Here is a 15,992-nt window from a genome sequence, read left to right as displayed (position 1 = left end):
GGCGGCGGGCCTCGGGCGACTACGCTGCTGTCATCCCCTTGCGCCTCCACCCCGTTCGTCGGGGCCGACGGTCGTATCGATTCGATCCAGAAGGAACCGCCACCGGTGACCACCACTGTCGTCCACCCCGGCGATTCGCTGTCCCGTCGTCAGCGCCTCGTCTACGTCGTCGTGCTCGGCGCGCTCACCGCGCTCGGCCCGTTCACGATCGACCTGTACCTGCCGGCGTTCCCCGCCCTCGAACAGGATCTGGGTGTCTCGACCGGGCTGATCCAGCTGACGTTGACCGCGACCACGATCGGCTTCGGCGTCGGTCAGCTGCTCGTCGGCCCGTGGAGCGACAAGGTCGGACGCCGCCTGCCGCTGATCGTGGCGACGGCGCTGCACATCGCCGCGAGCATCGGCGCAGCGGCCGCGCCCGACATCGTCTGGCTCGGGGTGTTCCGCGTCTTGCAGGGCATGGGGGCCGCCGCCGGCGGCGTCGTCGCGATGGCGATGGTGCGCGACCTGTTCGGCGGGTTGCCGCTCGTCAAGATGCTGTCCCGGCTGGCGCTCGTGAACGGCATGGCGCCGATCCTCGCGCCCGTCATCGGCTCGCAGCTGCTCGCGTTCACGAGCTGGCGCGGCGTGTTCGTCTTCTTGACCGCGTACGGCGCGTTCGTGATCATCGCCGCCGTCTTCCTGATCGTCGAGACGCTGCCCACGGCCCGGAGGCACGAGGCCGGGCACTCGACACTGCGGCAGCGCTACAAGGTGTTGTTCAGCGATCGCATCTTCGTCGGGGTGGCGTTGATCGGCGCGATGGTCTTCTCGGGGCTGTTCTCGTACCTGTCGGCGTCATCGTTCCTCTTCCAGCAGGTCTACGGGCTCAACGCCCAGCAGTACGGCTACCTGTTCGCCGTCAACTCGCTCGGCATCGTCGCCGGTGTGCAGATCAGCGCCCGGCTGGCGCGGCGGATCGGCCCGCAGTGGATCCTCGCCGGGTCGACGTCGGTGCTGTTCCTGTCGGCGTTGACGATCGTGCTGCTGGACTCGCTGCACGTCGGGCTGCTGGGCATCCTCATCCCGCTCTGGTTCTTCATCGCGGCGTGCGGGTTCTCGTTCCCCCAGGTGCAGGTCCTCGGACTGGCGAACCACGGCAAGGAGGCGGGCACGGCGGCGTCGCTGCTGGGAGCGCTCAACTTCGGTCTCGCGGGGCTGATCTCGCCGGTCGTCGGCTTCCTGGGGATCGACTCGGCCGTCCCGATGGGCAGCGTCATGGCGTGCACGACGTTCGTCGGCATCCTCTCGCTCTGGTTCCTGGTGCGGCCGCGCACCGTGCCCGCACTCGGGCACTGAGGGCGGTGCCGAGGGGACGGAGACGCGCCTCGATGAAGCACCCCGTGCCTCCTCGGTTCGTCACCGGTACGGTCTGACAATGAGAACCCGACCGCTCGAGCCCCGCCCCGCCTCTCCGCAGGAGGCGCGCATCGCGCGACGTGTGCAGCGTCGCTGGTGGGTGTTCAGCGCGCTCGGCGCGATCGGCGTGGTGCTGCTGCTCGGTGTGGTGATCACGGCGCGGGCAGGGCGCATCGGCATCGACGAGGAGTTCATGGGCGAGCTCGTCGAACACCGCAGCCCGTTCTGGGAGGTGCCGGCGCTCGTCTTCAACACGATCGGTGCGGGGTTGATCGGCGTCTTCGTGGTGCCGATCGGCGTCGCGGTGATCCTGCTGCTGCGCCGGAGGCGGTGGGCAGCTCTGTACTGGATCGTCGCGTGTGTCGCGAGTGCCGGTCTCGTGCAGGCCATCAAGCATCTGTTCGGTCGGGCGCGGCCGACGGAGATCCTCGTCGTGAGTGATTACGGGTCGTTCCCGTCGGGACACACGGCGAACGCGGCGACCCTGGCGGTCGTGCTCGGGGTCATCCTGCGTCGTGTCTGGGTCTGGGCCGCGGGCGTCGCCTACACGGTGTTGATGCTGCTCAGCCGGACATATCTCGGAGCGCATTGGCTGACCGACACGATCGGCGGACTGCTCATCGGAGCGGGAGTCGCCGTCGTGCTCTGGGCGCCGTTCGCGTACCGGCTCCTCGACGAACAGGAGCGGGTGCGGGGCCGAGGCTGGGTGTGGACGCGGGGGTAGGCGTCAGGGTTTGGCGTCGGGCGTCGGGCGTCGGCGGCTGCGCCGGTGCCGCGGACCCGGTGCCGCGGGCCGGTGCCGAGTGCCGCGGGCCGGTGCCGGGTGCCGCGGGCCGGTGCCGAGTGCCGCGGGCCGGTGCCGGACGTCGCGTCGGGTGCCGGCCCGCGGGCAGGGGCATGCCTTTGCTCTTCGGCTAATGCGGTTCAAACCGTAGGAGCAGGAATCAGCCTCGCGTGCGCGCCGTGTCACCCTGTACCCCCGACGACCCGCCCATGACGTATCTGCACTCCTGCGGGGAAGCATTCCACGGGGTTCTGACGTGCGCCGCATGTGGACACCCAGCGACCTCAGCTGGCTTCACTCCCCAGATCGCCTGAACGAACGACAGCACCCGCTCGACGACGGACGAATGAGACCCTTGTGATCTCGAGTACTCGTGGCGCATGAGCCAACGCGGGTTACCCGGTGCTCGAGGAGCCCGACCGGAGTCGACGATGCTGCCGCTGCCGCTGCCGCTGCCGCTGCCGCTGCCGCTGCTGCTGCTGCTGCTGCTGCTGTGGCATCCGTCCTGCGGTTTGAACCGCATGAGCGAATTCGGGAAAGAGTGTCTCCGGACGGGCTGTTCGGATTCGCGGCTGTGCGGGTTCAGGGCCGCGCGGGTTCAGGGCTGCGCAGAGTCAGGGCCGCGCAGAGTCAGGGCTGCGCAGAGTCAAGGCTGCTCAGATTCAGGGCCGCGCGGATTCGGGGCTGCTCGGATTCGGGGCTGCTCGGATTCAGGGCCGCGCGGATTCGGGGCCGCGCAGGGCCGGGATCATGACTGACCGGGGCCGCGCCGCGCCGGCGCGCGCAGCGGCGGTAACAGGACAAGCACGAGCGCCGACGACCGTCGTCGCGGCATGTGCCGAGCGACCGGGCATCCCGACGGGCACGATCGAGCCGGCCGTGCCTAGGCTGTGCCCATGACAGACGAGGTCGACCGGGCACGGGCGGAGGCGGCCGCCGCGGTCGCCGCCGCGGAGAAGGCGAAGCAGGATGCCGAGGCGGCGCTCGCCCGCGCCGAACAGGCCGAAGCCGAGGCTCGACGACAGGCAGACGACGCGCAACGGGCCGCGGACACGCAAGCCGCCGCGGACGCGCAAGCCGCCGCCGCCGACACGCAGGCTGCAACAGCCGGGGAGCAGCCAACCGATCCGTCCCCGGCGCCGGGCACCGCGCCTCCGGAAGCAGGACAGGCAGGACGAGCGGGGCCACTGGGCGCCGACGCGGTCGCCCGCGTCCGGGCCGGGTACGCGTTCGACGGGCCCGCGCTCGAGATCGGGGCGCTCGTCAACGGGGAGGCGCTCGCCGACGTGCCCGTGCGCATCCCGGTGTCGATGCTGAACCGGCACGGACTCGTCGCCGGTGCCACCGGCACGGGTAAGACGAAGACGCTGCAGGTGCTCGCCGAGCAGCTCAGCGCGGCCGGCGTGCCCGTCTTCGCCGCCGACGTCAAGGGCGACCTCTCGGGGCTCGCCGAACCGGGGGAGTCGAGCGACAAGCTCCTGGCCCGGACCCGCGGCATCGGGCAGGACTGGACTCCCGCCGCCGCGCCCGCCGAGTACTTCGCACTCGGCGGCATCGGGACGGGCATCCCGGTGCGCGCGACCGTCAGCGGCTTCGGGTCGCTGCTGTTGAGCAAGGTGCTCGGTCTCAACGACACGCAGGAGTCGAGTCTCGGTCTCGTCTTCCACTATGCCGAGAAGGCGGGGCTGCCCCTGCTCGACCTGTCCGACCTGCGCAGCGTGCTGATGTATCTCACGAGCGACAACGGCAAGTCCGAGCTGGCCGACCTGGGCGGGCTCAGCAAGCAGACCGTCGGCGTGATCCTGCGCGAGCTCATCACCTTCGCCGACCAGGGTGCCGACGCGTTCTTCGGAGAGCCCGAGATCGACACCGCCGAGTTCCTCCGCACGGCCGCCGACGGCCGCGGCATCGTGAGCCTGCTCGAACTGCCCGGTGTGCACGACAAGCCAGCGCTGTTCTCGACCTTCTTGATGTGGCTGCTCGCCGACCTCTACAACGACCTGCCCGAGGTGGGCGACCTCGAGAAGCCCAAGCTCGTCTTCTTCTTCGACGAGGCGCACCTGCTCTTCGCCGATGCGTCGAAGGACTTCATCCAGCAGATCACGCAGACCGTCCGGTTGATCCGGTCGAAGGGTGTCGGCATCGTCTTCGTCACGCAGACCCCGAAGGACGTCCCGTCCGAGGTTCTCGCCCAACTCGGCTCGCGCATCCAGCACCAGCTACGGGCGTTCACGCCCGACGATGCGAAGGCGCTCCGGGCGACGGTGTCGACGTATCCGTCGAGCGACTACGACCTGGCCGAGGTGTTGACGACCCTCGCGACCGGCGAGGCGATCGTGACCGTGATGAACGAGAAGGGGGCGCCGAGCCCCGTGGCCTGGACGCGCCTCCGCGCACCGCAGGGCTCGATGTCGCCGAGCCCCGCCGAGCACATGGAGGCGCGGGTCGCGTCCTCCCCGCTGCTCGCGACCTACGGCACGCCGATCGACCGCGACTCCGCACGCGAGATCCTGGCCCGCAAGCTCGAGGCCGCCGCGCTCACCGAGCGCGAGAAGACCGACGCCGCGGCCCGGCAGGCCACGATCGACGCATCCCTAAAGGAGGCGGCGGCCAAGGAGAAGGCGGATCGCGTGGCCGCGACGGCGGCGGAACGCGAACGCGTCGCCGCGCAGAAGGAGTACGAGCGTCAGCAGAAGGAGTTCGAGCGCGCCGAACGCGAGGCCGCCAGGACTCGTAACTCGCGCACCTCCACATCGTCTCGCTCGCGCTCGACGGCGTCGTCCGGTGCCGGCTCCGTCATCGGCGACGTGCTGGGCAGCTCGGCGGGCAAGGCGATCGTGCGTGAGGTGGTCAAGGGCATCTTCGGCACGCTGCGGCGGCGCTGATCGGAGACCGCGCCGCGCCTCCTCGGGGGTTGCTCAGTCGTCGTCGGCGAGCCCGGAGGGGTCGTCCCGACCGCGCAGACGTTCGATCTCGCGGCGATCGCGTTTCGTCGGTCGTCCCGCACCGCGGTCGCGCATCGGCAGCAGCGCGACCTCCTCACGCGGCGGAGGCGGGGGAGTCAGATCGGTCACGGCCTCCGCGGCGACGCTCGCCCCGACCCGCTTCGTGATGCAGAGTTTCACGACGAGGATGCGGTCGAACCCCGCGATGCGGACGCGGACCTCGTCGCCGGGGCGGATGCTCTGCGCCGCCTTGACCCGCTCGCCGTTGACGCGCACGTGCCCGGCGCGGCAGCCGGCCGTCGCCGCCGAGCGGGTCTTGTAGACGCGCACGGCCCAGAGCCACGAGTCGACGCGGGCCGAGGCGGGGGAGTCCATCCGTCGAGCCTACGACCCGGCCACCCGGGCCGACGAGCCGCCCGGCCCGACGAGCCGCGGGGACGGCGGCGTCAGCGGGCCATCCGGGTCAACGGGGCGACAGCTCGTCGTCGGCGACACGGGTCGGTGCGCCGCCGGTCAGCCGAACGAGTTCCTCGAATGTGGTCGCGAACACCGAGTTCGACGACCCCGCGCTCGCCCAGACGACCTCGTGCGCGGCGAGGGCGGTGTCGACGAGCGTGAGGATGGGCTCGGGGTGCCCGACCGGCGCGACGCCGCCGATGATCTGCCCGGTCACGCGTGTGACGAAGTCGGCGTCGGCCCGGGTGATCTGCCCGCGCTCCAGTGTCGCGGCGACGAGCGCGGTGTCGACCCGATGAGCGCCGCTCGTCAGCACGAGCAGCGGGGCGTCGCCCAGCCGGAAGACGAGGCTCGACGCGATCGCGCCCACCTCGCAGCCAAGGGCCGCCGCCGCCTGTGCCGCCGTGTGCGTCGACTCGTCGAACTGCCGCACCTCGCCATCCGCGCCGGCTGCCCTCAGCGCATCGACGACGACGCGCGCCCGTCGGGGCAGCGTCGCGGGGTCGAGAGCGAAGGAGGCGCGGGTCGGGTCGGCAGCGTCGGTCACGCGCTCACGCTACCGAGCCCCGCCACCGCGGCGGAAGCCCTTCGTCTGTTCCCGCATCGCCCTTCGCGAGGCCCGAGCCACCGCAGGCGTCCGCGGGGACGGCCGCCGTCCGCTACTATTGACGAGGTCGTGCGCCGGTTCTCCGTGCCGCCCGCCTGGAGGATTCGCCTAGTGGCCTATGGCGCACGCTTGGAAAGCGTGTTGGGTGCAAGCCCTCAGGGGTTCGAATCCCCTATCCTCCGCCAGCAATTCATTCACCGCCGCACCGATCAGCGCCGCACCGATCAGCGCCACACGATCCAGGCCACCGGTCCGCTCGGCGTGACCGCGCGACGTCTACGCTCCTCGGGCGCTGGACGTCATGACGGATGCGTACCAGTCCCGCTCCGGGCCCGAGAGGTGGAGGCCCGGTCGCGGTGGAACGTCGCCGACCTCCTCCCAGAGGGCGTCGACGTCGTACCAGTTGTCGGTCGCGAGCAGTCGTCTCTGGTGACGCGTCAGTTCCGGGATGGGTCCGTCGTCCCGGGGGCTCCGGGCCCGCAGAGACTCGATGGCGCCGAAAGCGTCGGCGAGACGGATCGGATGGCGCTCGGCGAGTACGTAGGAGGAGCGCGCCGGTTGTCGAGGAGTCGTCGCCAGACGCGTCGCGAGCAGACCCAGGACGGGGGCGGAGACGACCGAGATCCGTGCCTGCAACTCTTCGGCCGAGAACGAGTCCGCGCTCAGGCGTGCCAAGGCAGGGAGAAACCACCGGTCGCCTCGACCGTAGGTGAGGGCCGGTCGAAGCACGATGCCGCCCGCCGCGACGACGTGGACTTCGCCCTCCCAGCGAGAACGCGAGCGAGGCGACTGGGGGTCCGGTGTCAGCGACTCCGGCGATCGCCCCCGATGAGGCCCCGAACCGAAGACCGACGCCGTCCCGATCGCGATGACCCGCCTGACACCCGCGGCCGAGGCCGCCCGGGCGAAGTCGGCCGTGGCCCGCGTGTTCACCGCCCTCTGGACCGCCTCGTCGGGGCCCAGGTAGCTCACGCACCAGATGGCTGCGTCGCACCCGAGAAGGGCCGCGGTCATGTCTGCCACGCTCGACACGTCGACGGGGACGACGTGTCGACCCGGTCCGCTCCGGCCCAGCTCGCGGACGGTTTGACCCGACCGACGGAGCGCTTGCACGACGTGTCCTCCGACGAACCCCGTCGACCCCAGCACGGCGACCGTCGCGGATGGACACGTGACGGCATCACCTCGGGTCATCGGACGGCCGTCCTATCCGAATAGCGTGTCGTCGTCACGTCGCCCGCGTGTCGGCCGACGCTCGGGCCGACGCTCTGGGTGACGCACCCAGTAGCGTTGACCTGCTTCGTCACGCACGGAGCTCCGATGCCCGAGACGAACCCTGGAGGAAAGAGCACTCTCATGGCCAGACAGAACCGGGCTCTGGCCACTCGTGCATCGATCCTGAAGAGTGCCGCCCTCGTCTTCGACGAGCGGGGCTACGCCGGAACGACCCTCGACTCGGTCGCCGAACTGGCCGGCGTCACCAAGGGCGCGCTGTACTTCCATTTCTCCTCGAAAGAAGAGGTGGCCTCCGCCGTCATCGCCGAACAGCATCAGATCTCGCGGAACTACGCCGAGGCGGCGATGACCGCGAGCAGGTCGGCCCTCGAGGCGATGATGCTGATGTGCCGTGGTCTCGCGGTGCAGCTGATCGACGAGCCGCTCGTGAGCGCGGGCATCCGGTTGACCACCGACTCCTCGTCGCGTCACCTCGGCACGGAGACGCCGTATGCCGACTGGATGGCGACGTTCGAGAACCTCCTGACGGTGGCGAAGGGCGAAGGGGCGGTCCGCGCGAGCGTCGATCCCGCGGTCGTCGCTCACTTCATCATCCCGGCGTACACGGGTGTCCAGATGGTCTCCGACGTCATGACGCAGCGAGGCGATCTGTTCTCGCGCCTCCGTGAGATGTGGCAGATCATGCTCCCCGGACTCGTCCCGGACGACGGCCTGGAAGCCGCTCTCGACCTGACGCTCACGATCCGGCGGTGACGCCGTCGCGGCGGACGGCACGGGCGGAGCCGTCGACGCAGACGACCTGTCCCTGGCGGACCCGGACGGCGAACTCCATGTCGGCGCCCTCCGGGCCGGCCGAGACGTCGAGCACGAGGGGGAGGTCGAACTCGGCTATCCGACGGAACGACAGGTCGAACGACGACAGATCGACGTCCCATCCGGGGAACTGCTCGCGGATGCCCTGACGGACGGCCTCCAGCAACAGCATGCCCGGCACGTGATCGAGCGGGTGGTCGAAGAACACGGGGTCGAATTCGTCGACGGTCACGGTCGCCTCCCGGTTCGCTCGCCAGCTCAGGATGGATGACCGTGCCGAGACGCGCCGTCGCCCCGGTGCGCTGGGGCGCTTCGTGCGGCCGGCTCGGAGCCGTTCGTAGGTCGCCTGTTCGACGATCCGCGCGTCACCGTGGCCTCGGGCGAGAACATGCCCGGCTCCCTCGATCACGACCTCGTTGCGCAGGGCGGTGACGGCATCCCGGCCCCGGGCGATCCGCGTCACCGTCGACGAGACGACCAGCTGATCCTCGCTCCACGGTGTCTCGGCGGGGTAGGTCGAGCCCGACATGGCCGGCATGAGGAAGGCCGCCGTGAGGGGCACGTCGTACATGGTGTGGGCCAGCAGGATGGTGGACTGACGGATCGTCTCCGCGACGAGAGCCGAGTCGGGGCGAGTGAAGTCCGTCGTGTAGAACGCGTGCTCACGCGGCCACTGGGCGCCCATGACGAAGGTGCAGGCAGAGGTCTGGACGGCGGGCGTCAGCAGCACCTCCCGAAGCTGTCGCCGATGGACGAATCGGCCGGGCGCGAGCTGGTCGATCTCGATCATGGGGCGGGAGTGATGCCGAGTGATGTCGATTCGGGGTTCATGTTCCCGAATTTAGAAACCTTTGCGTAGGTTTTGTATTACCCAAAACGGGTCTCTTTCCATCGCTGCTCTTCTGCGGTAAAGCGTACGCACCGGTATCTTCCGGTGCGCCACGCCCCGCGCGGGTCGCGCGACACCCCCTATCCGGAGCTACACCCCCTACGTAGGGGGTGTAGCTCCGGATAGGGGGTGTAGCCGCGTCGGGAGGCCGGCCCCGGGCTACGCGTCGGAGGCGCGCTGCGGGTCGTCCGCGGGGTCGACCACGAACACCGGGCCGGTCACACCGATCGTGCTGACGATCGGCATCGTGCCGGTGCGGGTGAGCGGCTCGTCGAGGGTCGGCGGTGCGACGATCGGCAGCGGGCCCGTGCGGCGCGGGGGCTCCTCGTCGACCGGCACCGCGCCTCCTGGGCCGTCGGTCGCGTCGGCGTCGGTCGCCGGCGCCGAGCCGTCGGCCTCGGTGGCCACGGTGTCGTCGTGGTACAGCGTGTCGGCGGCGAGGGCCTGCTCGACGTCGCGGTCGCGGCGTCGGCGGCGTGCGCGACCCGGCGTGACGGCGCGCACGACGGGCGTGCGCAGCCGGCGGTACGTGATGCGCCCGAGCGTGACCCCGCCCGCGAGGCCGACCGCGACCATGCCGGCCTGCAGCAGCAGCTGCGCGCCGTTCGTGGGGCCGTCGCCCGACGTGAGGTCGAGCACGCCCTGGTAGATCATGAGGCCGGGGAGGAGCGGCACCGTCCCGCAGACCGTGGTCACGACGGCGGGCACGCGGCCGCGATCGGCGAGCAGCTCCCCGAGCAGACCGATGACGACGGCGGGCGCGGCGCTGGCCACGAGCGGGGTCGTACCCGTGCCGACGAGGGAGTCGTACGCGATCCAGGCGCCGGCGCCCGCGAGGGCGGCCACGAGGGCGGCCCGGGGCGGCGTGTGCGACGAGATGGCCCAGGCACCCGCGGCGATGCCCGCGCCGACCACCTGCACCCAGGCGGGCCAGGGTCGCGCGTAGCTGTCGACGAGCACGAGCTCGATGCCGAGGGTGCGCCCGAGATCGAGCACGGCGGCGATGCCGACCACGATGCCGAGCGTGAGCAGCCCGACCTCGAGCAGGCGACCGCTCGCGGTGATCGGGAACCCGTTGATCGCGTCGTCCGCCGCCCCGACGAACGACAGCCCCGCCAGCAGCACGACGACGCCCGAGGCGACGACGAGCGCGGGCGGGAGGGCTGCGAACTCGACGGGCAGCTGAGGCACGAGCACCAGCAGGAGCAGGGCGACGCCGGTCGCGATCGCCGCGCCGACGATCTGCTGGAAGAAGGCGGGCAGACCCCACCGGCCGAGCAGCTGGTTGACGGTGTCGATCACGGCCGCGGTCGCCGCCGCGATCAGCACGATCAGCGGGCCACCGCCGAGCAGCAGGGCGACACCCGCCGCCATCGCGGCGAGAGTGAGCGTGACGACGCCGCGGCGGTAGCGGTGCGGCTGCACGAGGACGGCGTCGAGGCGCTCGTGCGCGGCCTCGAACTGGTGCCGGGCCTCGTCGCGGGCCGCGGGGTCGTCGAGCGTGTCCGCGACGCGCACCTCGGGCGAGCCCTCGGTGATGGCGGTGACGAGGGCCGTGACGCGGGCGAGCCGCTCGTAGTCGGCGCTCCGCGACTGCACGACGCGCAGCACGCTGACGCCGGGGGAATCGTCGCCGCCGTCGTGCACCACGAGGATCGACGTGAACGTCAGGTCGACCTGGCAGTCGATGCCGTAGGCGCGGCAGACCCGCTGGATCGTGTCGGTCACCTCGGCTGCCGCGGCCCCGAGCGACAGCAGCGTCTCGCCGAGTCGAACGGCCAGCTCGAGCACGCCCCGAACGGTCTGCTCGGCCAGCAGGGCGCGCTGCGTGCGGCGACTGACCGGTGCGGCGGGGCCCTGACCGCTCAGCTTTCCGACGACCTGCTGCAGGAGACGATGGGAGCGCACGAGTCGAGCGTAGGCGGGCCGGCTGCACGCGCGCCCGCGACGGTCGGGCTAGAGCAAGCGCGTCATGTAGCGGAGGTCGAGCCAGCGGCCGAACTTCGTGCCCACCTCGCGCAGCACCCCCGCGTCGTCGAAGCCGAGCGAGCGGTGCAGCCGCACGGATGCCTCGTTCGACGCCTCGATCAACGCGACCATGACGTGGTGGCCGTCCTCCGTCGCGCGGGCGACCAGCACCTCCATCAGAGCGCGGCCGATGCCGGCCCCCTGGTGCCCGTCGCGCACGTAGACGCTGTTCTCGACGGTGTGTCGGTAGCCGTCCTTCGCGTGGAACGGGCCGTAGCTGCCGTAGCCGACCACCGCCTCCTCGTCGTCGACCGCCACGAGGGCGAGTCGACCGGGCTCGGAATGGGTCGCGAGCCAGTCGACACGACCGTCGAGGGTCGGTGGGACGTCGGTCCAGAGGGCGGTCGACATGGCGACGGCGGCGGCGTGGATCTCGAGGACACCGGGCAGATCTGCCTCGGTCGCAGGACGGATCAGCATGGCACCAGCGTAGGAGGCGCGCGCGGCCCCGAGGGCGCGCTCAGCACTCAGCGCGACACGTGTCGCCCACGTCCCGACGTCGTGCCACCTTCACCGGCTGCTCGGAGGCGGCCCATCCTAGGCTGGCCCCGTGTCGACCCGCATCTACATCACCTCGGCCGAAGGCCACACCGGAAAATCCACGATCGCCCTCGGGGTGCTCGACACCCTGAGCCACGAGCTCGGTCGCGTGGGGGTCTTCCGGCCCGTCGCCCGGTCGACCAGCGAGCGCGACTACGTGCTCGACCTGCTGCTCGCCCACGACAGCGTCGACCTGCCCTACGACGACTGCGTCGGCGTCACGTACGACGAGGTGCACCGCGACCCCGATGCGGCCCTCGCGACCATCGTCAGCCGCTTCGCCGCCGTCGAGCGGCAGTGCGACGCCGTCGTCATCATCGGCTCCGACTACACCGACGTCGGCAGCCCCACCGAGCTCTCCTTCAACGCACGCATCGCCGCCAACCTCGGTGCGCCCGTGCTGCTCGTGCTGGGCGGCCGCAGCTCGGACGGGCAGCAGCACCGCACGGGCGCCGACATGCGCCAGGTGGCCGACCTCACCACGACCGAGCTGCGCAGCGAGCACGCCAGCCTGCTCGCCGTGATCGCGAACCGGGTCGCGCCCGACCGCCTCGACGACGTCGTCGACGGCATCGGCAGCGCCCTCGAGGCCACCCCGGCCGGCCGTGTGCCGGTCTGGGCACTGCCCGAGGACAGGGTGCTCGTCGCGCCGACGGTCCGCGCGGTGCTTGAGGCCACCGGTTCCGAGTTCATGCGCGGCGACGAGGCCCTGCTCGACCGCGAGGTGCTCGGCGTCGTCGTCGCGGCCATGTCGATGGAGAACGTCCTGCCGCGGCTCACCGAGGGTGCGATCGTCGTCGTGCCGGGCGACCGGTCCGACGTGCTCGTGGCGACCGTGCTGGCGCACGCGTCCGAGACGTTCCCGTCCCTCGCCGGCATCGTCCTCAACGGCGGCTTCGACCTCGCCCCGCAGATCGACCGCCTGCTCGAGGGCCTCGACTCGCCGCTGCCGATCGCCCGCACCGAGACCGGCACGTACGACACCGCCCTCGCCATCACGCAGACGCGTGGGCGCCTCGCCGCCGACTCGACGCGCAAGTACGACCTCGCCCTCTCGCTCTTCGAGAGCCACGTTGACGGCGCCGAGCTGCTGCGTCTGCTGCAGGTGAGCCCGTCGGGCGTCGTCACCCCGCTCATGTTCGAGTACCAGCTGCTCGACCGGGCGCGCTCGGCGAAGAAGCACATCGTGCTGCCCGAGGGCGACGACGACCGCATCCTGCGCGCCGCGTCCTCGCTGCTGCAGCGCGGTGTGGCCGCCATCACTCTGCTCGGCGACGAGACCGCCGTGCGCGCCCGGGGTGCCGAGCTGGGTCTCGATCTCGGGGCCGCGCGCGTCCTCGATCCGTTCGACCCGAGCCTCCAGGTGCTCTTCGCCACCGAGTACGCGAAGCTCCGCGCCCACAAGGGGATCGCCGTGTCGCAGGCGATGGACACCGTCACCGACGTCTCCTACTTCGGCACGATGATGGTCAAGCTCGGTCTCGCCGACGGCATGGTGTCGGGTGCCGCGCACACCACCGCGCACACCATCCGACCCGCCTTCGAGGTCATCAAGACGCTGCCCGGCGTCGGCGTCGTGTCGAGCGTCTTCCTGATGGCGCTCGCCGACCGCGTGCTCGTCTACGGCGACTGCGCCGTGATCCCCGACCCGACCGCCGAGCAGCTCGCCGACATCGCGATCTCGTCGGCCGAGACCGCGGTGCAGTTCGGCATCGAGCCGCGTGTCGCGATGCTCAGCTACAGCACCGGCGACAGCGGCTCGGGCGCCGACGTCGAGAAGGTCCGCGCCGCGACCGCCCTCGTGCGCGAGCGCCGACCCGACCTGCTCGTCGAGGGGCCGATCCAGTACGACGCCGCCGCCGATCCGACGGTCGCCGCCGCGAAGATGCCCGACTCCGACGTCGCGGGGCGGGCGACGGTGTTCATCTTCCCCGACCTCAACACGGGCAACAACACGTACAAGGCCGTGCAGCGGAGCGCCGGAGCCGTCGCCATCGGGCCGATCCTGCAGGGGCTCCGCAAGCCGATCAACGACCTCTCGCGTGGCGCGCTCGTCTCCGACATCGTGAACACGGTCGCCATCACCGCCATCCAGGCCGGCACGCAGCCCGCCGAAGAAGGGAACCCCTCGTGAGCGCAGTCCTCGTCGTCAACTCCGGTTCGTCGTCGTTCAAGTACCAGCTGATCGAGCTCGAGGGGGAGAAGACCCTTGCCTCCGGTCTCGTCGAGCGCATCGGCGAGGCGACCGGGTCGACCCGGCACCGCAACGAGGTCACGGGTGACGAGACGCGCAACGACGCCCAGCCGATCGCCGACCACGCGGCCGGTTTCGCGGCCATGCTGCAGGCGTTCGAGGCGCACGGCCCCTCGTTCGGCGACTACCCGCCGATCGCCGTCGGCCATCGCGTCGTGCACGGCGGGGACGAGTTCGACCGCGCGACCGTCGTCACGCCCGACGTCGAGAAGGCGATCGACCGGCTCTCGTCCCTCGCGCCGCTGCACAATCCGGCCAACCTGCAGGGCATCCGCGCGGCGCGCGAGGCCTTCCCCGACGTGCCGCACGTCGCCGTGTTCGACACCGCCTTCCACCAGACCCTCGCGCCGGCCGCCTACACGTATGCCATCGACGCCGAGCTCGCCGCGAAGCACCACGTGCGCCGGTACGGGTTCCACGGAACGTCGCACAAGTACGTGTCCGAGAAGACGGCCGAGTTCCTCGGGCGTCCGCTCGCCGAGCTCAAGATCATCGTGCTGCACCTCGGCAACGGCGCCTCGGCGGCCGCGATCGACGGTGGGCGATCGATCGACACCAGCATGGGCATGACCCCCCTCGAAGGCTTGGTCATGGGAACCCGCTCGGGCGACATCGACCCCGCTGCGGTGTTCCACCTGCACCGCGAGGCCGGACTCGACATCGACGAGCTCGACACGCTCCTCAACAAGAAGAGCGGTCTGCTCGGCTTGACCGGCTCGGGCGACATGCGCGACGTGCAGGACAGCGCCTCCCGGGGCGACGCCATCTCGGAGGCGGCGCTCGCCGTCTACCGGCACCGGCTCCGGCACTACATCGGCGCCTACGTCGCCCAGCTCGGCGGGCTCGACGCGGTCGTCTTCACGGCGGGGGTCGGCGAGAACAACGCCTTGCTCCGCCGTCGCACGCTCGCGGGGCTCGGCTTCTTCGGCATCGAGGTCGACGACGACCGCAACGAGTTGGCCTCGCGGGAGCCACGCTTCATCTCGCCCGACGGCTCGGCCGTCAGCGTGCTCGTCGTCCCCACGAACGAAGAGCTCGAGATCGCGCGGCAGGCCGCGGCGCTCAGCTGACGCGAGAGAGCCCCGGGAGCGCTCGTCGCGCCTCCGGGGCTCTCGTCCGCGTAGCCCGGCCCGTCGACCCCTCAAGGATCGAACGGCCGAGGAGGCGCGGGTCAGTACTTCAGGGTCGCCAGCGCGTCCGAGACGGGCACGTCGCCGCTCACGGCCTCGAACTGCGTCTTCACGGCCGTGCCGTCGATCAGGGCGGTCGCGATGATCTCGGCGACGTCGGCGCGGGGGATCGAGCCCCGCTCGACCGTGCTGCCCAGCGCGACCCGGCCGGTGCCGGCGTCGTCGGTCAGACCGCCGGGGCGGACGATGGTCCAGTCGAGTCCATCGCGACCCCGCAGGTCGGCGTCGGCCTCGCTCTTGGCGCGCATGTAGACCTGGTACACGTCGTCGTCGTTCGCGGCGGGCAGCTGGGCGCGCTCGGGGTCGAAGTCGTCCGTGCCGATGGCCGAGACCAGCACGTAGCGCGAGACACCGGCCTTCTCGGCGGCGTTGGCGAGGAGGATCGCCCCGTCGCGATCGATGGTCAGCTTGCGTTCGGCACCGCTGCCACCTCCGCCACCGGCGGCGAACACGACGGCGTCCGCACCGTCCAGGTGGCCGGCGAGGGTCTCGACGTCGGTGTTCTCGAGGTCGAGGACGAGCGCGCGGGCACCCGCGGTCTCGAGGTCGGACGACTGCTCGGGCTTGCGGATGATGCCGACCGGGTCGTGCCCTGCGTCGGCCAGACGGCGTTCGAGCAGAAGGGCGATCTTGCCGTGTCCACCGGCGATGACGATTCTCATACCTGCCATCCAACGCCCGGTGTCCGCAGAGACATCCAGGAGCCGCTAAACTAGTCGAGGCTCCTCACGTGGCGCCATCCAGGCCAACTCCCCCAGGGCAGAAATGCAGCAAGGGTAACCGGGCTCTGGCGGGTGCGTGAGGGGTCTTTTTCTTTGCCCCGGCGGCTTCTGCCGATCGCTCCTCTCAGTG

At 71.0% G+C, this 15,992-nt stretch carries 13 protein-coding genes, 1 tRNA gene and 1 other RNA gene; 8 read left to right on the top strand and 7 right to left on the bottom strand.

Annotation, left to right across the window (positions count from 1 at the left end; genetic code table 11):
- Positions 1 to 105: 105 nt before the first annotated feature.
- The 3 genes from ACPEEZ_RS10930 to ACPEEZ_RS10920 all read left to right on the top strand — a co-directional run bounded on the left by ACPEEZ_RS10930 (position 106) and on the right by ACPEEZ_RS10920 (position 5,067).
- Positions 106 to 1,338, top strand: coding sequence for a multidrug effflux MFS transporter (locus tag ACPEEZ_RS10930; protein WP_423918700.1), 1,233 nt, complete (start codon positions 106 to 108; stop codon positions 1,336 to 1,338).
- Between the two features lie 79 nt (positions 1,339 to 1,417).
- Positions 1,418 to 2,122 carry a phosphatase PAP2 family protein gene (locus tag ACPEEZ_RS10925; RefSeq protein WP_423918698.1) on the top strand — a complete coding sequence of 235 codons (705 nt, stop codon included), beginning with the start codon at positions 1,418 to 1,420 and terminating at the stop codon, positions 2,120 to 2,122.
- Positions 2,123 to 3,078: 956 nt separating this feature from the next.
- Complete coding sequence (locus tag ACPEEZ_RS10920) at positions 3,079 to 5,067, top strand: helicase HerA-like domain-containing protein (RefSeq protein WP_423918695.1); 1,989 nt, start codon at positions 3,079 to 3,081, stop codon at positions 5,065 to 5,067.
- A 33-nt stretch (positions 5,068 to 5,100) separates the two neighbouring features.
- On the opposite strand, the gene ACPEEZ_RS10915 is transcribed toward ACPEEZ_RS10920, so the two are convergent.
- Together ACPEEZ_RS10915 and ACPEEZ_RS10910 are read right to left on the bottom strand one after the other, a co-directional pair.
- Positions 5,101 to 5,502 (bottom strand): RNA-binding S4 domain-containing protein, encoded by a 402-nt coding sequence (locus ACPEEZ_RS10915; RefSeq protein WP_423918693.1) that lies wholly within the window; start codon positions 5,500 to 5,502, stop codon positions 5,101 to 5,103.
- 88 nt (positions 5,503 to 5,590) lie between these two features.
- On the bottom strand, positions 5,591 to 6,130 hold the full coding sequence (locus ACPEEZ_RS10910; protein WP_423918690.1) for a YbaK/EbsC family protein: 540 nt from the start codon (positions 6,128 to 6,130) through the stop codon (positions 5,591 to 5,593).
- A gap of 157 nt (positions 6,131 to 6,287) precedes the next feature.
- Here ACPEEZ_RS10910 and ACPEEZ_RS10905 point away from each other — a divergent pair.
- Positions 6,288 to 6,375, top strand: a tRNA-Ser gene (locus ACPEEZ_RS10905).
- 91 nt (positions 6,376 to 6,466) lie between these two features.
- Here the strand turns inward: ACPEEZ_RS10905 and ACPEEZ_RS10900 are convergent.
- Positions 6,467 to 7,384 carry an NAD-dependent epimerase/dehydratase family protein gene (locus ACPEEZ_RS10900; RefSeq protein ID WP_423918687.1) on the bottom strand — a complete coding sequence of 306 codons (918 nt, stop codon included), beginning with the start codon at positions 7,382 to 7,384 and terminating at the stop codon, positions 6,467 to 6,469.
- A 162-nt stretch (positions 7,385 to 7,546) separates the two neighbouring features.
- Here ACPEEZ_RS10900 and ACPEEZ_RS10895 point away from each other — a divergent pair, with 162 nt between their 5' ends.
- Positions 7,547 to 8,179, top strand: a complete 633-nt coding sequence (locus tag ACPEEZ_RS10895) for a ScbR family autoregulator-binding transcription factor (RefSeq protein ID WP_423918684.1) — start codon at positions 7,547 to 7,549, stop codon at positions 8,177 to 8,179.
- On the opposite strand, the gene ACPEEZ_RS10890 is transcribed toward ACPEEZ_RS10895, so the two are convergent.
- From ACPEEZ_RS10890 to ACPEEZ_RS10880, 3 genes are all read right to left on the bottom strand, one after another.
- Positions 8,163 to 9,029, bottom strand: coding sequence for a ScbA/BarX family gamma-butyrolactone biosynthesis protein (locus ACPEEZ_RS10890; protein WP_423918681.1), 867 nt, complete (start codon positions 9,027 to 9,029; stop codon positions 8,163 to 8,165). The two genes, ACPEEZ_RS10895 and ACPEEZ_RS10890, sit on opposite strands and share 17 nt — an antisense overlap.
- Positions 9,030 to 9,287: 258 nt before the next feature.
- A complete protein-coding gene (locus tag ACPEEZ_RS10885; protein WP_423918678.1) occupies positions 9,288 to 11,036 on the bottom strand; it encodes a threonine/serine ThrE exporter family protein in 1,749 nt (582 codons plus the stop codon).
- A 48-nt stretch (positions 11,037 to 11,084) separates the two neighbouring features.
- Positions 11,085 to 11,576, bottom strand: coding sequence for an N-acetyltransferase family protein (locus ACPEEZ_RS10880; protein WP_423918676.1), 492 nt, complete (start codon positions 11,574 to 11,576; stop codon positions 11,085 to 11,087).
- Positions 11,577 to 11,706: 130 nt separating this feature from the next.
- Between ACPEEZ_RS10880 and pta the strand changes: the two genes are divergently transcribed.
- Positions 11,707 to 13,830 carry a phosphate acetyltransferase gene (gene pta / locus ACPEEZ_RS10875; RefSeq protein ID WP_423918673.1) on the top strand — a complete coding sequence of 708 codons (2,124 nt, stop codon included), beginning with the start codon at positions 11,707 to 11,709 and terminating at the stop codon, positions 13,828 to 13,830.
- Positions 13,827 to 15,020, top strand: coding sequence for an acetate/propionate family kinase (locus tag ACPEEZ_RS10870; RefSeq protein ID WP_423918671.1), 1,194 nt, complete (start codon positions 13,827 to 13,829; stop codon positions 15,018 to 15,020). Before pta ends, ACPEEZ_RS10870 begins: the two co-directional genes overlap by 4 nt.
- Before the next feature lie 101 nt (positions 15,021 to 15,121).
- Here the strand turns inward: ACPEEZ_RS10870 and ACPEEZ_RS10865 are convergent, their stop codons facing one another.
- Entirely contained in the window at positions 15,122 to 15,802 is a 681-nt protein-coding gene (locus ACPEEZ_RS10865) for an SDR family oxidoreductase (RefSeq protein ID WP_423918668.1), read from the bottom strand.
- Positions 15,803 to 15,857: 55 nt separating this feature from the next.
- Here ACPEEZ_RS10865 and ffs point away from each other — a divergent pair.
- An RNA gene (ffs, locus tag ACPEEZ_RS10860) (signal recognition particle sRNA small type) lies at positions 15,858 to 15,954 on the top strand.
- Positions 15,955 to 15,992: the final 38 nt, after the last annotated feature.

This window comes from Frigoribacterium sp. 2-23 (genome assembly GCF_049601585.1).
Classification (GTDB): domain Bacteria; phylum Actinomycetota; class Actinomycetes; order Actinomycetales; family Microbacteriaceae; genus Frigoribacterium.
Note: the sequence above shows the minus strand (reverse complement) of the source record. Positions and strands in the feature narration are given on the sequence as shown.

Excerpts from the sequence above, each read along its gene's own strand:
- ACPEEZ_RS10925 (WP_423918698.1), top strand. The coding sequence starts at position 1,418 with ATGAGAACCCGACCGCTCGAGCCCCGCCCCGCCTCTCCGCAGGAGGCG.
- ACPEEZ_RS10920 (WP_423918695.1), top strand. The coding sequence starts at position 3,079 with ATGACAGACGAGGTCGACCGGGCACGGGCGGAGGCGGCCGCCGCGGTC.
- ACPEEZ_RS10915 (WP_423918693.1), bottom strand. The coding sequence starts at position 5,502 with ATGGACTCCCCCGCCTCGGCCCGCGTCGACTCGTGGCTCTGGGCCGTG.
- ACPEEZ_RS10900 (WP_423918687.1), bottom strand. The coding sequence starts at position 7,384 with ATGACCCGAGGTGATGCCGTCACGTGTCCATCCGCGACGGTCGCCGTG.
- ACPEEZ_RS10895 (WP_423918684.1), top strand. The coding sequence starts at position 7,547 with ATGGCCAGACAGAACCGGGCTCTGGCCACTCGTGCATCGATCCTGAAG.
- ACPEEZ_RS10890 (WP_423918681.1), bottom strand. The coding sequence starts at position 9,029 with ATGATCGAGATCGACCAGCTCGCGCCCGGCCGATTCGTCCATCGGCGA.
- ACPEEZ_RS10880 (WP_423918676.1), bottom strand. The coding sequence starts at position 11,576 with ATGCTGATCCGTCCTGCGACCGAGGCAGATCTGCCCGGTGTCCTCGAG.
- ACPEEZ_RS10865 (WP_423918668.1), bottom strand. The coding sequence starts at position 15,802 with ATGAGAATCGTCATCGCCGGTGGACACGGCAAGATCGCCCTTCTGCTC.